This window comes from Micromonospora rifamycinica (assembly GCF_900090265.1).
Classification (GTDB): Bacteria; Actinomycetota; Actinomycetes; order Mycobacteriales; family Micromonosporaceae; genus Micromonospora; species Micromonospora rifamycinica.
Genome location: NZ_LT607752.1, coordinates 4187098 through 4205297, shown reverse-complemented (window position 1 = coordinate 4205297; position 18200 = coordinate 4187098). Strand labels below are relative to the sequence as shown.

Sequence of the window (18200 nt, the reverse complement as noted above, 5' to 3'; positions counted from 1 at the left end):
GGTGGGATTCCGGGCGGCCCGCTGTCGGTGTTGCCTGAGGGTCAGTCGTCCAGCCAGTCGAGGCGGCGTCCGCCGCGCTCCGGGGGCGGGCCGTCCGGCCGGGCCGCCCGGCCCGACGGCGGCTGGCCGCCCGGGGGCTGGTCCCGACCGGCCTGGGCCGGGTCGCCGTAGTAGCCGCCCTGGTGCTGGTCGTAGCCCTGCGGGTCGTACCCGCCGCCACGCTGGTGCGGCGGTTCCTGACCGTGGCCGCCCTGCGGCTGCTCGGCGGGGTAGCCACCGGGCTGGTCGTACCCGCCCTGCGGGGAGCCGTAGCCGGGCTGCTGGTCGTAACCCGGCTGGTCGTATCGGCCCTGGTGGGCACCGCCGCGCTGGTCGTAGCCGCGCTGGTCGTAGCCGCCCTGGTGGGTGCCGGCCGGCTGGTCGTACCCGCCCTGGTGGGCGCCGCCGCGCTGATCGTAGCCGCCCTGGGTGCCGCCGGGCTGGTCGTAGCCGCCGCCGTGCTGGCCGCCGTAGCCCTGGGCCGGGTCGGCGTCGTAGCCCGCCTGCTGGCCGTACCCGCCAGCGCCCGTGGGCTCGGCGCCCCGGCCGTAGCTGCGAGCGCCGGTCGGTTCCGCGCCCCGGCCGTAGCCGCCGGCGCCGGTCGGTTCCGCACCCCGGCCGTAGCCGCCCTGCTCGGGCTGGTTGTAGCCGGCCGCGCCGGGCTGGCCGTACGCGTCCGGCTCCGGCTGGTATGTGCTGGTCGGGTACGGGTCGGCGGCCGGCGCGTACGAGGTGCTGTCGCCGGTGTACCGGCCGGTGGGCTCGTCGTAGCGCTGGCCGGCGTACCCTCCGGTCGGCTCCTGTGCCGGGTAGCCGGCCCCGGCCGACGCGCCGTAGTCCCGACCGCCGTAGCCGCCGGCCCCGGAGGCGGGGGCGTTGCCGTAACCACCGCCGGAGGCGGGGGCGTTGCCGTAGCCGCTGCCGGAGGACGGCGCGTTGCCGTAGCCGCTGCCCGACGAGGGGGCGTTGCCGTAGCCGCCCGCGGGGGAGGCCGCCGCGCCGTAGCCGCCGGCGGCACCGTAACCGCCACCGGAGGAGGGCGTGCCGCCGTAACCGGCCTGTTGGCCGTAACCGCCCTGGCCGGGGGGCTCCTCGCCGTAACCGCCGGCGCCGGGCCAGTTGTCCTGTGGGCCGCCGTAGGGCTGCGGGGGCGCGGCGTACGGGTCCGGCGGGACGTCGTCGACGATCGGTCGTTGCATCATCGTCGGCGCGTCGCTCAGCGCGGAGCTGCCGACCATCGTCGGGTCGGGGCCGGCGCCGACCCGGTTGACCACCCGGGTCTGGTCGTCCGCGCCGCGTGGACCGGGCACGCCACCCGCTGCCGCGGCGGCGGGCGCGTCCCCGTCGTCCGCGTCGGCGTTCTTGCGCCGGATCCAGAGCAGCACGATGGTGCCGACACCGGCCGCGACCAACAGACCGCCGAGCAGGATGATCAGGAAGGAGCCGAAGCCGCTCTCCTCGTCCTGGGACGCGGCCTGCTGCTGCCCGCCACCCGGTTCGGTGGTCTCCTCGGTGGTCTCGTCGGTCGTCTCCGCCGTCGGCGTCTCCTCGGTGGTGGGCGACGGGGTGGCGCTCGGGCTGACCTCGACCTTGAGCGCCAGGCTGATCCGCTGGTTGCTCAGGCTCTGCCCGGCGCCGGCGCTGATCGGCTTGGTGGCGACCACGCCGTCCTTGCTGGCGCCGAGCACCATCGAGCCGGGGGCGATCGGGTTGGCGGTGGAGCCGGTGATCCGGAAGTTGCCGCTGCCGTCGCTGGTGGTGTTGAACTGCTTGCCGGTCGAGTCCTCCAGCCCCACCACCGCGTTGGGTACCGGGTCGCCGGTGGCCGTCACGACCACCTTGCCGGAGATCGACTTGACCGTCGGTTTGTCCTGCGGCGGGGTGGTCTGCGGCGCGGCCCTGGCCACCAGGGTGACGGTGGTGCTGGCGGAGTTCTCGCCGCCGTTGGCGTCGACGGCCTTCACGGTGATCGTGGCGGAGCCGTTCGACGCGTCGTCGGCGAGGGTGAAGCTGGCGCTGGATCCGCCGCTCTGGTCGACCTTGTTACGACTGCAACCGTCCACGCACCGCAACTTGCCGTTGCTGGAGGTGACGGAGACGTCGACCGGGGAGCCGTCACCCACGGTGAGCGAGTAGCTGACCCGGGTAGTCTTTCCGGCCTCGACGGAACTCGGGGACGCCGACACGTTGTTGACGCTCGGAGCGGCGAAGGCGGGTGTTGCGGGGACGGTGAGCAGGGCGCCGGCCACCAGCGCTACGACCACACCGGCCCGCTGCGTCCAGGCACGTCGGTGTGTTGACACGTCCACCGCCTTCCGGTCTGACTTCCCCGGCGGGGGCCGGGGATCATCACGGTACGAATACGCCGTCGGCAACTATGCCTTGTCTGACCGGATCGGCGCGACCCAGGGGCCAGCGTGGCACCTGACAACCTGGGGTCGTATCGTCCCGTCGTGTCCTCTCCGCACATTAAGTCCGCCGTGGTATTGGCGGCGCTGACCGCACTCGATGAGGGGCGCACGCCCGAACGGGCGGTGTACCGGGATGCGGTCCGTGCCCTTCTGGCCGCCCTCGCGGACCGTTCACCCGGCCGATCGGTGGAGGTGCGCGTCCCCCCTTACGGCGCAGTTCAGTGTCTGCCCGGTCCCCGGCACACCCGGGGCACCCCGCCGAACGTGGTGGAGATGGGGCCGGCAACCTGGCTGGAGCTCGCCACGGGCCGGTTGTCCTGGGCGGAGGCGGTCACGGACGGTCGCGTGCAGGTGAGCGGAAACCGGGCGGACCTCTCCGACCATCTGCCGCTCTAGCTGCGCCGTTTCCCGTGATCAGGTGACCGGTCGGAGGCGGATCGTGACTTTCTGTATCGACTCGTGTTCGCGTACACTGTCAGGCGACGACAGTGGTCCAGGGCCGAAAGGCGCGGAGCAGCCCCCCGGCTCCGCCAGGCCAGTCCAGACCAGCATGAGGGAGCGGCAGTGCCCCGAGGCGATGGCCGGCTGAGCCACGACCTTGACCCCCAGCGACCCGGCCCCCAGGACGCGTGTGGCGTCTTCGGCGTCTGGGCTCCTGGTGAAGAGGTCGCCAACCTTACCTATTTCGGTCTCTACGCACTCCAGCACCGGGGCCAGGAGGCCGCCGGCATCGCGGTGAGCGACGGGTCCGGGGTGGTGGTCTACAAGGACCTGGGCCTGGTGGCCCAGGTGTTCGACGAGCCGACGCTGAAGAGCCTGCGGGGCCACCTGGCGATCGGGCACGCGCGTTACTCCACGACTGGCGGCTCGACCTGGGAAAATGCCCAGCCGACCATCCGGTCGACCACGTCGGGCACCACCATCGCCCTGGCGCACAACGGCAACCTGGTCAACACCGCCGAGCTGCAGAAGGAGGTCGCCGAGCGCGGGCTGCTCGACGACGGGGCGACCAACGACACCTCGCTGGTGACCATGCTGCTGGCCAGCCGCCCCGATCTGTCGGTGGAGGCCGCCGCGCTGGAGGTCCTGCCCCAGCTGCGCGGCGCGTTCAGCTTCGTCTTCATGGACGAGTCGACCCTCTACGCCGCGCGGGATCCGCACGGCGTCCGCCCGCTGGTGCTCGGCCGGTTGGAACGCGGCTGGGTGGTGGCCAGCGAGACCGCCGCGCTGGACATCGTGGGCGCGAGCGTGGTCCGCGAGGTCGAGCCGGGGGAGCTGATCGCGATCGACGAGCAGGGCCTGCGGTCCAACCGGTTCGCCGCCCCGGAGCCCAAGGGCTGCCTCTTCGAGTACGTCTACATCGCCCGCCCGGACGCCACCATCGCCGGCCGCAACGTGCACGCCGCCCGGGTGCAGATCGGCCGGCAGCTCGCCAAGGAGCACCCGGTCGAGGCGGACCTGGTGATCCCGGTGCCCGAGTCGGGCACGCCGGCCGCCATCGGCTACGCGGAGGCGTCCGGCATCACGTACGGCGCCGGCCTGATGAAGAACCCGTACGTCGGGCGTACCTTCATCCAGCCGTCGCAGACCCTCCGCCAACTCGGCGTACGACTCAAGCTGAACCCGCTGCGGGAGAACGTGCGGGGCAAGCGGCTGGTCGTGGTCGACGACTCGATCGTGCGCGGCAACACCCAGCGGGCGATCGTCCGGATGCTCCGGGAGGCGGGTGCCCTGGAGGTCCACGTCCGGATCTCCTCCCCGCCGGTCAACTGGCCGTGCTTCTACGGCATCGACTTCGCCACCCGGGCCGAACTCCTGGCCAACGGGCTGGACAACGAGGGCATCCGGCGCTCCATCGGTGCCGACACCCTCGGCTACGTCTCGCTCCCCGGTCTCATCGCCGCGACCGAACAGCCCAGGACCCGGCTCTGCCGGGCCTGCTTCGACGGGGAGTACCCGATCGACCTGCCGGCCGGGAACCTGATCGGCAAGCACGTGCTCGAAGGGGTGGGCCGGCGGGTCGCCGACGCCCCGGACGCCCCCGAGCACCACACACCGCTCGTCGCCACTCCGGGCGGCGCGACCGCCCACCGCCCGTAGTACACCGGGGCCGTCCGGCCACCGTCGGCGCGGCACCGAGAACCACAAAGGGGAGAACCGTGACCTACGTGTCCGAGCGCAGCGGCGCAGGTAGTAGCCCGAGCGGCGCCGGTGGCGACCGCCAGCCCTGGACGGCGGGCACCGGCCGCACCACCCGCAAACGCTCGGTCTCGTACGCCGACGCCGGGGTGTCGATCGAGGCGGGCGACCGGGCGGTCGAGCTGCTCAAGTCGAAGGTGAAGGAGACCCGGCGGCCGGAGGTCATGGGCGACCTGGGCGGTTTCGCCGGCCTGTTCCGGTTGGACACCAAGAAGTACAAGAACCCGATCCTGGCATCCTCCACCGACGGGGTTGGCACCAAGCTGGTCATCGCCCAGCAGCTCGACATCCACGACACGATCGGCATCGACCTGGTCGCGATGGTCGTCGACGACCTGGTGGCCTGCGGGGCCGAGCCGCTGTTCCTGCTCGACTACATCGCCACCGGCGAGGTCGTGCCGGACCGGGTGGCCGAGATCGGCGCGGGTATCGCCGACGGCTGCCGGTACGCCGGCTGCGCGCTGCTCGGTGGCGAGACCGCCGAGCACCCGGGCGTGCTGCGCCCCGACGAGTACGACGTCTCCGCCACCGGCGTCGGCGTGGTCGAGGAGAGCGAGATCCTCAGCCCGGACCGGGTCGAGGTGGGCGACGTGGTGATCGCGATGCGGTCGTCCGGTCTGCACTCCAACGGCTACTCGCTGGTCCGGCACGTGCTGCTGGGGGCCGGCCGGATGCGGCTGGACGTGGTGATCGACGACTTCGGCCGGCAGCGCACGCTGGGCGAGGAGCTGCTCACCCCGACCAAGATCTACGCGCAGGACTGCCTGAAGCTGATCACCGAGGCGGAGGTGCGGTCGATCGCCCACGTCACCGGCGGTGGCATCCCGGGCAACCTGGTCCGGGTGTTGCCCGAGCACGTCGACGCGGTGGTCGACCGGGCCACCTGGAAGCCGCAGCCGATCTTCGACCTGATCCAGTCGAAGGGCCGGATCGACGACCAGGACATGGAGTCGACGTTCAACATGGGCGTCGGTATGTTCGCCATCGTCTCCGCCGAGGATGCCGACCGCGCGTTGGCCACCCTCGCCGGCCGGGGCGTGGACGCCTGGCACGCCGGCGAGATCATCGAGGGCACCGGCAAGGTCCAGATGATCGGCCAGCACACCCGGGGCTGACCATCTCGGCTCGATCGGCCGGGCACCTGGTCGGGGGTTCACCCGAGCGGTCGTCGCCGCCTAGCCTGAAGGACACTTCGGGCACGGGAGGAGGGTCGATGGCTGCTCGGGCTCGGGCTCGGTCCGTGGCGGGTATGCGGGGCGTCGCGGCGGTTCCGTCGTACGTGGTGATGCAGCCGACGACGTTGTGCAACCTCGACTGCGCGTACTGCTATCTGCCGCACCGGGCGTCCGATCGGCGGATGCCGGTGGCGGTGGCCGAGGCGGTCGCCGCCGCGGTGACGCCGTGGGCGGCGCAGGGTCGGTTCTCGGTGGTCTGGCACGGCGGCGAGCCGCTCGCCGCCGGGCGGGACCGGCTGGCCGCGCTGATGGCCCCGTTCCCCGCCGGGGTGGAGCACCACGTGCAGACGAACGCCACGTTGATCGACGACTCCTGGTGCGCGTTCTTCGTCGAGCACGGGATGCGGGTGAGCGTGAGCGTGGACGGCCCGCGCGCCCGTAACGACGAGCGGGTGACCCGGGCCGGTCGGCCGGCGTACGACCGGATCGTCCGGGGGATCGCCGCGCTGCACCGGCACGGCCTGCCGTTCTCGGCGCTGGCGGTGGTGAGCCGGCCGACGCCGGGGCTCGCCACCGAGTTGTACGCGTACTTCCTCGACCTGGGCTGTGACGTCCTCGGCCTGAACATCGAGGAGACCGAGGGGGTCAACACCCGGAGCAACGCGCACGACGCGGCGGCGGTGACCGCCTTCTGGGCCGAGCTGGTGGCGGCCTGGCGGCGGGCGCCCCGGGTGCACCTGCGCGAGGTGGAGTGGTCGCTGCGGTACGCGGCGGCGGTGCTGGCCGGTGCGGAGGGCGACCTGCTGCCCCGGCAGCTCGACCCGATCCCGACGATCGGGTACGACGGTTCGGTGACCGTGCTCTCCCCGGAGCTGGCCGGTTTCACCGACGCCCGGTACGGCGATTTCAGCAGCGGCAACGTGCTGGTCACCCCGCTGGCGGAGATCCTGGCCGGGGTGACCGGCACCGACTGGGTGGGTGAGTTCCTCACCGGGGTCGAGGCGTGCCGGTCGTCCTGCGCGTACTTCGGCTTCTGCGGTGGTGGCCATGCGGCCAACCGCTACTTCGAGCAGGGACGCTTCGACGGTACGGAGACCGAGCACTGCCGCAACAGCAAGATCCGCCTACTGGAGGGAGTGTTGGAGCATGCCCGAGACCACGAGTCACCGGCCGGCTGAGCGCGTCGGGACAGGCACGGACCAGGTCGCCGACCGGGTACGGGAGGCCGCCGGGGAGATCTCCGCCCTGCTCCACGAGGCGGAGGCGGCACGGCGTTCCCGGGCGGAGGCACCGGGCGGGGAGGGTGCCGGCGCGGTGTGCGCCTGGAACCACTTCGAGAACATCCCGACGTTCTACAACTGGAACAACCGACCACGCTGAGCGGGATGGCGAGCGGGCGGCAGACCACCGGACCGCGGGTGCGGGGCCGGCAGGGTCGCCGACGCGCTGCCGCGGGGCGAACCGTGACCGTCGGGATCAGGGACCGCACCGACCGGCCGGAGGGTGCTCCGGGACGGCGAGGTCCCTGATCGTCGATGGTCGCGCCGTTCCGGTCGGGCACATGACTGAGCACGCGGAGAGTTGCCGCGTGCTCGATGTGACCCGGAGGTCAGCGGGTCGGAGGGGCCCAGGGGTCCGGGTCGTCGTCCGCGTGATCCTCGTCGTCGTCGACATACTCTTTGTAGTCGTCGTCGAAGTGCTGCTCAGACTTACCACCGGCACTCGCCAGTTCGCGCTGCAAGGCGGTGAGGTCGGTGTTCGGGGAGTGGTACTTCAACTCCCGCGCCACCTTCGTCTGCTTGGCCTTAGCACGGCCGCGCCCCATGGCTCGACCCCCTCGCACAGAATGCGGGGCAGCCCGAAGGCGGGCCCCGATGACGTCAGGCATCTCTCGTGGCTCTTACGGTACATGGGGATGCCACCGTTCGGCACCTCGGGTTACCGTCTGCCGGCCCTGCGCGTCGCAGTCACCCGGCCGTCACCGATGGTACCGGTAAGGGGCGGTCGCCGGAGCTGCCCGTGACGCCCGACAAAACGTCAGGAAAGTCGCATGGCGTGAGAGGTCGGTTGGCCGTTCCGGAGCGGGACGATCGCCGCATCCGTGCCGGGCCGTGCGGCGGGAAGCGGACCCGGGTGCGGACCGCCGTCCGCACCCGGGACACCCGGTCAGCGCAGGTGGATGGTGCGTAGCCGGCCCACGTCGGCCATCCGGCGCTCGGCCAGCCGGTCCGCCGCCACCGCCGGCGGCACCCCCTCGTCGTCGGCGAGCCGGAGGATCTGCCGGGTGGTGTCGTAGATCCGGGTGGCCCGCAGCCTGGCCCGCTCGAAGTTGAAGCCGTCGATCTCGTCCGCGACCTGGATCACACCACCGGCGTTCACCACGTAGTCGGGGGCGTACAGCACGCCCCGGTCGGCGAGCAGCTTCTCGATGCCCGGGTGGGCGAGCTGGTTGTTGGCCCCACCGGCGACCACCTTCGCCCGCAGCGCCGGCACCGTGTCGTCGTCCAGCGCGCCGCCCAGCGCGCACGGGGCGTACACGTCGATGTCGGCGGCGACCAGCGCGGAGACGTCGGCGACCAGGTCGACCCCGGGGTGGTGCACCCGCGCCCACTCCAGCGCCCGTGGGTCGACGTCGGTGGCCACCACCTCGGCCCCGTCCTCGATCAGGTGGCCGGTCAGGTGCTTGCCGACCTTGCCCAGCCCGGCCACGCCGACCCGGCGTCCGCGCAGGGTGGGTGAACCCCAGACGTGCTCGGCGGCGGCCCGCATGCCCTGGAAGACGCCCCAGGCGGTGAGGACCGAGGAGTCCCCCGCGCCGCCGTGCTCCACGCTGCGGCCGGTGACGTAGCGGGTCTCCCGGGCGACCACGTCCATGTCGGCCACGTAGGTGCCGACGTCGCAGGCGGTGTAGTAGCGCCCGCCCAGGGACTGCACGAACCGGCCGTACGCGCGCAGCAGCGCCTCGCTCTTGACCTGGTCCGGGTCTCCCCAGATGACCGCCTTGCCGCCGCCGTGGTCCAGCCCGGCCAGGGCGTTCTTGTACGCCATGCCGCGGGACAGGTCCAGCACGTCCGCCAGGGCCGCCTCCTCGCTGGCGTACGGGTAGCACCGGGTGCCGCCGAGCGCCGGACCCAGCGCGGTCGAGTAGATGCCGATGATCGCCTTGAGGCCGCTCTGTTTGTCCTGGCAGAAGACGACCTGCTCGTGACCGGTGGCTCCCGGGTCGTCGGTGCTCGCGAATACGCCCATGGCTTGCTCCTGTGTCGGTGTGCGTCCTCGTGGGGCGCGGACCTGGTGGGGGTGTGCCGGCGGGGATGCTGCCGACCCTGGTGAGCCTAGTGTCGCTCGACACGGGTGGCGTGGTCCGCGCGGCGGCCCCGCCCACCGGCCGGCCCGGCCGGGTCCGGCAGTGTACGACGGCGGCGGCACCGGCACGGGGTTTCGTGGGAGGATCGCGCGGTGCCGTCGCTCTTCGCTTCTTACCTGCGCGTGTACGAGCCGCTGACCGCCTTCGACCGGGACCGTCAGTCGTACTGGCGGCGCTACGTGCGGGAGGGGCGGGCGGTGGCCCCGTCGGAGGGGCCGGGCCGGCAACGGACCTCGGTCATCGCGGCGCTCGGCGCGGGGTGGACCCGGCTGCCCGAGCTGCCCGACGAGGCGTACGTCCTGGAGTCCGACGACGTGCTGCTGGTCTGCCCGTGGAACCTGCGGGTCCGGGTCGCCGAGGCGGCGCTCAGCGCCCGGGAGGGGGTGCCGTCGGTGATCGCCGACGCGTTCGTCCCGCCGGTCCTGGCCGGGCAGGCCAAGACGGTGGTGGAGGACTGGCGCAGCGGCGCGCGGGTGCTGGAGCACGGGGTGCCCCGGCTGCACGAGCAGATCGCCACCTGGGGCGTGCCGCTGCGGTGGTTCGTGCTCTTCGAGGCGGGTGAGCGGGATCTGGTCACCCGGCCGGGGCGGCGGACGCTGCGCTACCGGACGGAGATCTCCAAGGCCCGTCGGCGGGCCTCCCGGGCGCTGTCGGTGCTGAAGAAGTCGATCGGGGAGGCCCCGATCACCGAGGCGGTGGAGGAGGCCGCCCGGTGGTTGGAGGAGTTCCACCCGCGTTCGGTGGTCGAGCTGGACTACGGCGGCCTGGTGCAGCTGCTCTCCGACGAGACGCTGGCGGCGGACGATTCGCCGGAGCTGGCCGCGATCGGACTGGCCGGGCTCTCCCGGGGCGAGACGGAGGAGGCGTCGGGGGCGTACGACCGGTTGGTCGCCCGGTGGCGGGCGATCCAGCTCCTGGAGAGGTGCAATTGACCATGAAACGCCCAGTGAGGGTGTCAATTATGAGTCACTCTCGTAGTTGACGCATCACGAACCGTGATCATGAGTCCGAATAAGGTACTTTCTGACGTGTAAAAGTCAGATAAATCGGGCATGGTTCATCCGTCCGTCTAGGGACCTTCGGCCGTTCGGCCCATGTCGGACATCGGGGACTAGCCGGACCATGGGAGACGCGTCGGCCGGCGGGACCCCGGCCGATGTCTATCCATGTGGAGGAGTGACCGATGGCATCGCGAACGCACGAACCAGAGCCGCTACTCACGCCGGCCGAGGTGGCGTCGATGTTCCGTGTCGACCCGAAGACGGTGACCCGATGGGCCAAGGCGGGGAAGCTCAGCGCGATCCGAACCCTCGGCGGACACCGTCGGTATCGTGAGTCGGAGGTGCGGGCGTTGCTACAGGGCCAGATCCCCCAGCAACGCCAGGGGGACTGACCCGGTCAGAGCGTTCCGGACTCAGGGGCGGGCGGACGTCGCGGCAAGCGGCGATCCACCGCCCCTGAGCCATGTCTACGGCCGGGCCGTCCCGGCCGCCCCGGCCCACCGCCCCCCCGGCCCACCGTGCCCGGCCCACCGCGCCCCCGGCCCACCGACCGGCCGTCGCGGTCACCGGCTCAGCAGGGCCGGGCTGTCGGTCACTGATCCAGGGTGATCCGGATGCCGACGGTGCCCGCCTCGCCCCGGCGCAGCCGGCTGCCGAGCAGGGTCAGTCGGCCCAGCAACCGGTACTTGCGCCGCAGCAGCTGGCGCACCCGGTCGCTCTCCGCCGGCCCGCAGAGCACCGCGTGACCCGGCACCGCCGCCCCCAGCGGACGACCCCGCACGTCGCACGGGGCCACCGTCACCGTGCCGTCCCGCCGGATCCGCTTGACCTTCCCCGAGTCGGTGACCGTCCAGACCGCCAGGGCGTCGCCGTCGCGCACCGCCCAGACCGGGGTGGACACCGCGCGGCCGTCCTTGCGGAACGTCGTCAGCAGGACGTACTTCTCCGCCGTCAGGCGGTCCAGGTCGGTCACGCCGCCCAGGATACGGCGACCGGCCCCCGATAACGTGCACGTCGTGACCGGAGAACCTCGGCTGGGCGACGTGTTCGGAGAACTGCTGCGCGACGCGTACGCGGTGCACACCGGGGTCGGCCCCCGGCCACTGGTCGGCGGGCGGCTGCCCCGACCGGTCATCGAGATCATCGAGCGGGACGACGGGTTGGTCAACGGGGCACCCGCCGCGCACTACCTGGACGGGCCGGAGCACTGGCAGCCGTACGACCACCGGGCCGTGGAGCGGACCCGCGGGGCCACCCTGGACGTCGGCGTCGGTGGCGGGCGGATCGCGCTGGTGCTCCAGGAGCGCGGCGTACCGGTCACCGGGCTGGACACCTCACCGGGGGCGCTGCGGGTCAGCCGGCACCGGGGGGTCCGCGACCTCGTCCTCGGCACCGTCGACGAGCACGTCGCCGACGGCCGGCGCTACGACACGTTCCTGCTGCTCGGCAACAACCTGGGGCTGATCGAAGGGCGGGAGCGGGCACCGGCGTTCCTCGCCGCGCTCGCCGCCCTGGCCCGCCCCGGGGCGCAGGTCATCGCGCACGGCACCGACCCGTACGGCACCACGGATCCGGTGCACACCGGCTACCACGAGCGGAACCGGCAACGGGGTCGGCTCGGCGGGCAGCTGCGGCTGCGGCTGCGCTACCGCGAACTGGGCACCGAGTGGTTCGACTACCTGGTCTGTTCCGCCGAGGAGCTGGCCGGACTGGTCCGGGGCACCCCGTGGCGGCTGACCGACGTGGACGACCGCGACGCCCCGTACTATCTGGCCACCCTGCGGCTGGCGGGGTGAGGCGGGGGCCGGCGGCCGGCCCCCGCGCCCGCGTCAGACCTGGACGGTCGGGGGGAGCTGCTCCGGGGGCAGGCCGCCGTCGCCGTCGACCACCTCGTCCGGGGTGCCGTCCTCGTCGATGTCGACCATGGTGATGTCGACCTTGCCGTCACCGTCGGTGTCGAACTGGAACAGGTCCGCCCGGCCGTCGCCGTCGGTGTCCACCACCCACACGTCGGTCTTGCCGTCGTTGTTGGTGTCGGCGCGGAGCAGGTCGACGCGCTCGTTGCCGCGCGTCTCCACGACCGCCGTGCCGTCGGTGGTGCCGCTGCCGTCCACGGTCTCCGGTGCCTGGCTCATGTCGACTGGTTCCTTCCCTTGACGTTGGGGCCGTCTGTACCCGGTGTGGCGGTGCCCCACGCATGCCGCCGGGAACGGTGCTGCATAGGGTCGCACCCATGGGTCAGCGAAGCGAGCGGCAGGGCGTGCCGGAGACCCCGCACGTCGCCGTGCGCGGTGAGGGAGCGTGATGAGTCGTCTTGTCGTCGTCGGGGCCGGCACGATGGGGCTCGGCATCGCCTACGTGGCGGCCGGCGCGGGCTATGCCGTCGAGCTGGTGGAGGTGGACCGGGGCCGGGCCGAGGCCGCCGCCGTCCGCCTCGACGAGCTGTGTGAACGGGCGGTGCAGCGCGGGAAGCTCGCTGCCGACGAGGCCGCCGCGCAGCGGTCGCGGATCACCCTGCGGGGCGCGCTCGCCGAGGTCGCCCCGGCGCCGGAGGTGATCGTCGAGGCGGTGCCCGAGCGGCCGGAGCTGAAGCGGTCGGTGCTGGCCGAGGCGGAACGGCTGGGTCCGGCGCTGCTGGGCAGCAACACCTCCAGCATCCCGATCGGCGAGCTGGCGCAGGGGCTGAGCCGCCCGGAGTCCTTCCTCGGGCTGCACTTCTTCAACCCGGTCTGGGCGATGGCCCTGCTGGAGGTGGTGGTCGGCGCGGCCACCGCGCCGGAGACCACCGCCGCGGCCGTCGCGCTCGCCGGCACGCTGGGCAAGGACCCCGTCGTGGTACGCGACCTGCCCGGCTTCGCCACCTCCCGGCTCGGGGTGACCCTCGGGCTGGAGGCGATCCGGATGGTGGCCGACGGGGTGGCCAGCCCGGCCGACGTGGACAAGGCGATGGTGCTCGGCTACCGGCACCCGGTCGGCCCGTTGGAGCTGACCGACCTGGTGGGGTTGGACGTGCGGCTGGACATCGCGCGTACCCTCCAGGCCGCCTACGGCGACCGGTTCGCGCCGCCGCCGCTGCTGGTCGAGATGGTCGCCGCCGGGAAGCTCGGCAAGAAGTCCGGGCAGGGCTTCTACTCGTGGCAGGACGGTCGGCGGCGATGAGCGGGTTGCGGGTGGAGGAGCTGGCCGACCGGGTGGTGGTCACGCTGGACCGGCCGGAGAAGCGCAACGCCATCGACGCCGACCTGATCGGTGCGCTGCACGATGTCTGTGCCGCCCTGGAGGCGCGTCCCCGGCTGCTGCTGCTCACCGGTGGCGCGGACGGTCTCTTCGCGGGCGGCGCGGACATCGGCCAGCTCCGCGAGCGGGGGCGGCTGGACGCCCTCGCCGCGATCAACTCGGCGGCCTTCGCCCGGCTCCGGGCGCTGCCCATGCCGAGCGTGGCCGCCGTGGACGGTCCCGCGTTGGGCGGTGGTGCGGAGCTGGCGTACGCCTGCGACCTGCGGGTCTGCACGGCCCGGGCGGTCTTCGGCCAGCCCGAGGTGCGGTTGGGCATCCTGGCCGGCGCGGGGGCGACCCACCGGCTGCCGGCCCTGGTCGGCGAGGGCCGGGCCAAGGAACTCCTCTTCACCGGCCGTCGGGTCGACGCCGACGAGGCGCTGCGGATCGGCCTGGTCAACCGGGTGGTGGCCGAGCCGGCGGAGCTGCTGCCCACCGCGCACGGGCTGCTCGACGAGATGGCCAAAAGTTCCGCACTGGCGTTGCGGCTGACCAAGCTCGCGGTGGACGCCCCGCCCGCCGCCCACCCGCAGCTCGACCTGGTCAGCCAGGCGGTGCTCTTCGAGGACGAGGAGAAGCACCGCCGGATGACCGAGTTCCTGGAGCGTCGTCGGCCCCGCTGAACGTCGGCGGGGGCGGTACCTCACCCCGGTGCCGCCCCCGCCGACGTCGGGTCAGTGCCGGATGGGCACGCCCGCGTCGGCCAGTGCCTTGATCAGCCCGGCGGACTCGCCGAAGCCGATGACCAGCACGGCCTCCGGCTTGTAGTTCTTGATCTCGCCGGCCAGGCTGCCGAAGTCGACCGGCGGGGCCTTGGCGTCGGCCGGCGGGTCGTAGGTGAACAGCTTCACCCGGTCGTTGCCGAAGCCGGCCCGTTCCAGCTCGGCCCGGACGGTCTCCTGGAGGCCCTCGCCGTAGGAGTCCTTGCGGGCCACCACCACGATCTTGTGCGGGCCGTCGCGGAGGATCACGTCGGCCAGCGCCCGACCCTGGAGGCTGTCCGGCGGGGCGGTGCGGAAGTACAGGCCCTTGTCGTCGGCCTGGCTCAACCCCGCGTCGGTGTTGGACGGCGAGAACAGGATCTTGCCGGCCGCCACCACGTCGGGCAGCACGGCGGCGGAGATCCCGGAGGCGGCGGCCCCGATGATGACGTCGACCTTGTTCCTGACGTGTGCGGCCACGGCGGCCTTGGCGACGGCCGGGTTGGTGCCGTCGTCACCGTCGAACCAGGTCACCGGGTCGCCGAGCACCCCACCCGCGGCGTTGATCTCCTTGATCGCCAGCGCCACGCCGGCCGCCAGGGGCGGGTAGGCCAGGGCCAGGTCGCCGGTCTTGGGCAGCAGACCGCCGAGGATCAGCGGCGAGCCGTCGCTGTCGTCGTTGCGGCCACCCCGCTGCTTCTTCGGCTTCGGGGCGGCCCTGGTGCTCACCCCGGACTCGTCGCCGGCGCCGACGAACTCGGTCTTCGCGTCGTTGATCTTCTGGTTGTCGAAGTGCAGGGTGGCGTAGCTGGCGGTGGCCGGCTCCCCGATGTCGGTGAAGCCGGCGCGGTTCAGTGACGGGCCGCGGTACTCGATGTCCTGGCCGTCCCGGGCCAGGGTCAGGCAGCTCGCCGCGTCCGTGCAGCGCTGACCGTTGGTGGTGACCCCGACGATCTGCTTGGCGATGGCGGCCGGATCGGTGCTGCCGGCGAGCTGGGCGGCCAGCGCGCTGATCATGACGGCGTCGTACGATTCCGCCGCGTAGAGGTAGTCGGTCAACTTCGGATCGACGGCGCGCAGCCGCTGCTTGAAGTCGTCGCTGAGGGGCGTCAGCGGGGTGGTGCCCTTCATGCCGTCGACGAGGTCGGCCCGGTCCTTCAGCTCGGCGGCGAAGGAGTTCTGCATGTTGCCGTCGGTGCCGTACAGGCGCACCTGCGGGGTGGCCGCCTCCTCGGGCTTGTCGGTCGTCCCGCACGCACTGACGGCGAGCAGGAACGACGCGCACGTCGCCAGGATGGCCGCGCGCGGGCCGCGTGTAACGAGCATGGTCGTCCTTCCTCCGGCGCAGGTCCGGTGGGCACCATAGCGTGCCAGCGACGACCGTGGGACCAGGGAGGCAGCCCTCGTCGTCGGCCCGACAGTCGCCCGTACGCTCCGTCACGCCGTCTCAGCAGGTGGTCACCATTTTCCGGGATCTCTCGCTTGACCTGCCCTCCTACTGTGCCCCAGGTGACCGACGTACCGGATCAGACGCTGGCCGACGCTACCGCCGTGCTCGACTCGGCGCTGGCCGGAGACGGAGCCGCGGTGGTCGGCACCTTCGACGCGGTGGTGGACCGGTCCGGCCTCGCCGGGGCGTACACGGTCGCCTGGACCCTGGCCGCCACCATGGTCGGCGACCCGCCGCCGCCCGGCGCGTGCGCGCTGGACTTCCCGGGCATCGACGAGGCGGGGTACGACACCAGGTGGGTGGCCCGCTTCGTCAGCGCGTACGCCAACGACGACGCCGACACCGGCGAGGCGCTGTTCGGGGCGGCGGTCGCCGACGGGCAGCTACCGGACTGCCTGCTCACCCTCGCCGGCTCGACCGTGGCCACCCTGCGCAGCCGGGCCGGCTGACACCGCGCCCCACCGGCACGCCGGCACACCCGTGGCGGACGGCTCGGCGGTCGCTCAGAACGCGTGGCGGACGGCTCGGCGGTCGCTCAGAACGCGTGGTACGCCACCAGTGGCTCGTACTCGTAGCGCAGGTTGGAGAAGCGGACCTTGAAGTTCGCCCCGTCCTTCACGTTGGTGGCGACGGTGATGTAGTCCGACTTGGCCGGCAGGTAGGTGAGGTAGTTGCACTTGTTGGTCTTGTCGATGAAGACCACGCACGCCTCGGTGCCGAACTCGCTGGTGTTCTTGACGTTGACGTCCTTGCACCGGGTGCTCGCCCGGTACGGGCCGGCGTCGCCGCCCCAGCCGCCGACCTGGAAGTAGGACCGGACCGCCCCGCCGTAACAGGTGGCGGCCGAGGCGGAGAGGTTCGTCTCCGGGGCGGCCTGTGCCGGGGTGCCGACGAAGAGCAGCGGCAGGGTGGCGGCGATTGCGGTCAGGCGGGTGGGCCGGAATGCCATGCGTGCCTCCAGGGAAGAGGGGTGGACCCTGAGTCGCGGACAGGGTGCGGTGAGTGGTGATGATAGCTGTCGATCTCTGATCCTGCTGTGACAGGTCCGCGAGCGGTCTGTGGTACCTGTGGGTGATGTCCGAGGCGATGCTCAGCAAAGTGCGCAAGCTGTTGGCCCAGGCGGAGGACGCGGCCTGCACCCCCGCCGAGTCGGCGGCCTTCACCGCCAAGGCCACCGAGCTGATCGCCCGCTACGGCGTCGACCGTGCCCTGCTGGCCGCCCGCGACCCCACCACCGACCCGGTGGGCGACCGGGTGGTCGACGTCGTCGCCCCGTACGCCCGGGACAAGGCCGGGCTGCTCGCGGCGGTGGCCGACCCGCTGCGCTGCCGCTGTGTGCGCCGACCGGCCGGTCAGGGCTTCACGCTGCACCTGTTCGGCTTCGCCAGCGACCTGGAACGGGTGGATCTGCTCTTCACCTCGCTGCTGGTGCAGGCGGCGCACGGCCTGGCCGGCACCGTGGTCCCGCCCGGCGAGCACCCGGCGGCGTTCCGCCGTTCCTGGCTGGCCGGCTTCGCCCGGGTGGTCTCCGAGCGGCTCCGGATCGCCGAGGCGGGCGCGGCGGCGGACCGGGGCACCCCGTCGGTCGCGCTGGTGCTGGCCGACCGCTCGGACCGGGTGGCCCGCCGGGTCACCGAGGTCTATCCCCGGCTCCGCAGCGCGCCGGTCCGCCGACTCGCCGGCTCCGGCTTCGGTGCGGGCGCGATGGCCGGACACCGGGCGAACCTCGGCGACCCGGAAGCGGTGGGCGGCCCTACCCGCCGGCCGCACCTCGGCGGCCCCGACGCCGGCCCGGCCCGGTGAGCGGCGGCTCGGCCCGGCCCGGTGAGCGGCGGCCGGCCGGACGTCCGCCCCCGGGCGGGTCAGCGGGGGTCGGGGGCGGTGCGGGTGAGCGTGGCGAGATAGCGGCCGAGCAGCTCGTGCCAGCCGGCGGTCAACGCGGCGCGGTAGCCCTCGGCGGCCTCCCCGTGCCGGTCGAAGTGCCGGTGCTCCAGCTCGATGCGGGTCTGCCCCGAATCGTCCGGCAGGAACAGCACCTCCACCTCGCTGGCGCGGGCCGGGTCGGGCACCGGGAGGCGGTCGGGGCCGAGCTGCCAGGTGAAGACGAGCCGGCGCGGGGGATCCCAGGTGAGCACCCGGCCCCAGTCGCCCCGGAAGCCGTACGGGCCGATCTCGTAGAGCATGCCGCCGGCCCGGGGCTCCATCCCCAGCTCGGCCAGGGCCGCCGGCCCGGACCAGGTGTACTCGCGTACCCACCAGTCGGCCAGCGAGCCGGTGAACACCGCGAAGGCCTGCTCCGCGGTGGCGGGGACGAGGAGGACGGAGCGCAGCGAGTACCGGTCGACGTCCTGGTGGACGTCCTCCGGATTCACGTTCTCCTGTCCCATAGGCCCGGACCATACCGGCTGACGAAGCGCTGTGCAGCCTCGTGTACCTGCTCCTCCCGGACGGTGGGCAGTACCCCGTAGCTGCGCCGAGGGCCGGGCGGGATATCGCTGGTCATCGAGGTGTGGGGGTGCTGTCGGGGGTGAGGCGACGCCCGCGCGACGGGTCGACGGTGCCCGGGGGCCGGTACACAGCA

20 protein-coding genes are annotated in these 18200 nt (G+C 72.8%); 12 read left to right on the top strand and 8 right to left on the bottom strand.

Features of this window, described 5'->3' with window-relative positions; all coding sequences use genetic code 11:
* Positions 1-41: 41 nt before the first annotated feature.
* Positions 42-2342, bottom strand: a complete 2301-nt coding sequence (locus GA0070623_RS17405) for a carboxypeptidase regulatory-like domain-containing protein (protein WP_084261101.1) — start codon at positions 2340-2342, stop codon at positions 42-44.
* A gap of 150 nt (positions 2343-2492) precedes the next feature.
* Between GA0070623_RS17405 and GA0070623_RS17400 the strand changes: the two genes are divergently transcribed.
* The 5 genes from GA0070623_RS17400 (at position 2493) to amcA (ending at position 7204) form a co-directional block, all read left to right on the top strand.
* Positions 2493-2846 (top strand): sterol carrier family protein, encoded by a 354-nt coding sequence (locus tag GA0070623_RS17400; protein WP_067303305.1) that lies wholly within the window; start codon positions 2493-2495, stop codon positions 2844-2846.
* A gap of 168 nt (positions 2847-3014) precedes the next feature.
* Entirely contained in the window at positions 3015-4550 is a 1536-nt protein-coding gene (gene purF, locus GA0070623_RS17395) for an amidophosphoribosyltransferase (RefSeq protein WP_067303309.1), read from the top strand.
* A 59-nt stretch (positions 4551-4609) separates the two neighbouring features.
* Complete coding sequence (gene purM / locus GA0070623_RS17390) at positions 4610-5764, top strand: phosphoribosylformylglycinamidine cyclo-ligase (protein WP_067303311.1); 1155 nt, start codon at positions 4610-4612, stop codon at positions 5762-5764.
* A gap of 134 nt (positions 5765-5898) precedes the next feature.
* Positions 5899-7002: a cyclophane-forming radical SAM peptide maturase AmcB gene (amcB, locus tag GA0070623_RS17385; protein WP_331715184.1), complete on the top strand. Its 1104-nt coding sequence runs from the start codon at positions 5899-5901 to the stop codon at positions 7000-7002.
* On the top strand, positions 6971-7204 hold the full coding sequence (amcA, locus tag GA0070623_RS17380) for a multiple cyclophane-containing RiPP AmcA (protein WP_067303317.1): 234 nt from the start codon (positions 6971-6973) through the stop codon (positions 7202-7204). Before amcB ends, amcA begins: the two co-directional genes overlap by 32 nt.
* Before the next feature lie 229 nt (positions 7205-7433).
* On the opposite strand, the gene GA0070623_RS17375 is transcribed toward amcA, so the two are convergent.
* Both GA0070623_RS17375 and GA0070623_RS17370 read right to left on the bottom strand, forming a co-directional pair.
* Positions 7434-7649 (bottom strand): DUF3073 domain-containing protein, encoded by a 216-nt coding sequence (locus GA0070623_RS17375; protein ID WP_067303320.1) that lies wholly within the window; start codon positions 7647-7649, stop codon positions 7434-7436.
* A 341-nt stretch (positions 7650-7990) separates the two neighbouring features.
* Positions 7991-9073, bottom strand: a complete 1083-nt coding sequence (locus tag GA0070623_RS17370; protein WP_067303323.1) for a Leu/Phe/Val dehydrogenase — start codon at positions 9071-9073, stop codon at positions 7991-7993.
* 210 nt (positions 9074-9283) lie between these two features.
* Here GA0070623_RS17370 and GA0070623_RS17365 point away from each other — a divergent pair, with 210 nt between their 5' ends.
* Both GA0070623_RS17365 and GA0070623_RS17360 read left to right on the top strand, forming a co-directional pair.
* A complete protein-coding gene (locus GA0070623_RS17365; protein WP_067303327.1) occupies positions 9284-10123 on the top strand; it encodes a hypothetical protein in 840 nt (279 codons plus the stop codon).
* 251 nt (positions 10124-10374) lie between these two features.
* Positions 10375-10584, top strand: coding sequence for a BldC family transcriptional regulator (locus GA0070623_RS17360; RefSeq protein WP_007073996.1), 210 nt, complete (start codon positions 10375-10377; stop codon positions 10582-10584).
* A gap of 200 nt (positions 10585-10784) precedes the next feature.
* Here GA0070623_RS17360 and GA0070623_RS17355 read toward each other — a convergent pair whose 3' ends face one another.
* Positions 10785-11165 (bottom strand): PPOX class F420-dependent oxidoreductase, encoded by a 381-nt coding sequence (locus GA0070623_RS17355; RefSeq protein ID WP_067303330.1) that lies wholly within the window; start codon positions 11163-11165, stop codon positions 10785-10787.
* Between the two features lie 43 nt (positions 11166-11208).
* On the opposite strand from GA0070623_RS17355, the gene GA0070623_RS17350 reads away from it, so the two are divergent.
* Entirely contained in the window at positions 11209-11988 is a 780-nt protein-coding gene (locus GA0070623_RS17350) for a class I SAM-dependent methyltransferase (RefSeq protein ID WP_067303333.1), read from the top strand.
* A gap of 33 nt (positions 11989-12021) precedes the next feature.
* Here the strand turns inward: GA0070623_RS17350 and GA0070623_RS17345 are convergent, their stop codons facing one another.
* The gene (locus GA0070623_RS17345; protein WP_067303336.1) at positions 12022-12327 is read right to left on the bottom strand and encodes a hypothetical protein; all 306 of its coding nucleotides are present in this window, start codon (positions 12325-12327) and stop codon (positions 12022-12024) included.
* 166 nt (positions 12328-12493) lie between these two features.
* Here GA0070623_RS17345 and GA0070623_RS17340 point away from each other — a divergent pair, with 166 nt between their 5' ends.
* A complete protein-coding gene (locus GA0070623_RS17340; RefSeq protein ID WP_089004095.1) occupies positions 12494-13351 on the top strand; it encodes a 3-hydroxyacyl-CoA dehydrogenase family protein in 858 nt (285 codons plus the stop codon).
* The gene (locus GA0070623_RS17335) at positions 13348-14091 is read left to right on the top strand and encodes an enoyl-CoA hydratase/isomerase family protein (protein WP_067303340.1); all 744 of its coding nucleotides are present in this window, start codon (positions 13348-13350) and stop codon (positions 14089-14091) included. Before GA0070623_RS17340 ends, GA0070623_RS17335 begins: the two co-directional genes overlap by 4 nt.
* Positions 14092-14142: 51 nt before the next feature.
* Here the strand turns inward: GA0070623_RS17335 and GA0070623_RS17330 are convergent, their stop codons facing one another.
* The gene (locus GA0070623_RS17330; RefSeq protein WP_067303343.1) at positions 14143-15495 is read right to left on the bottom strand and encodes an ABC transporter substrate-binding protein; all 1353 of its coding nucleotides are present in this window, start codon (positions 15493-15495) and stop codon (positions 14143-14145) included.
* Positions 15496-15678: 183 nt separating this feature from the next.
* On the opposite strand from GA0070623_RS17330, the gene GA0070623_RS17325 reads away from it, so the two are divergent.
* Complete coding sequence (locus GA0070623_RS17325) at positions 15679-16068, top strand: hypothetical protein (RefSeq protein ID WP_089004330.1); 390 nt, start codon at positions 15679-15681, stop codon at positions 16066-16068.
* 86 nt (positions 16069-16154) lie between these two features.
* Here the strand turns inward: GA0070623_RS17325 and GA0070623_RS17320 are convergent, their stop codons facing one another.
* A complete protein-coding gene (locus tag GA0070623_RS17320) occupies positions 16155-16568 on the bottom strand; it encodes a hypothetical protein (RefSeq protein ID WP_089004094.1) in 414 nt (137 codons plus the stop codon).
* Positions 16569-16693: 125 nt separating this feature from the next.
* On the opposite strand from GA0070623_RS17320, the gene GA0070623_RS17315 reads away from it, so the two are divergent.
* Positions 16694-17422 carry a DUF2786 domain-containing protein gene (locus GA0070623_RS17315; protein ID WP_084261098.1) on the top strand — a complete coding sequence of 243 codons (729 nt, stop codon included), beginning with the start codon at positions 16694-16696 and terminating at the stop codon, positions 17420-17422.
* 59 nt (positions 17423-17481) lie between these two features.
* Here GA0070623_RS17315 and GA0070623_RS17310 read toward each other — a convergent pair whose 3' ends face one another.
* A complete protein-coding gene (locus GA0070623_RS17310) occupies positions 17482-18006 on the bottom strand; it encodes an SRPBCC family protein (RefSeq protein ID WP_067303349.1) in 525 nt (174 codons plus the stop codon).
* Positions 18007-18200 lie beyond the last annotated feature (194 nt).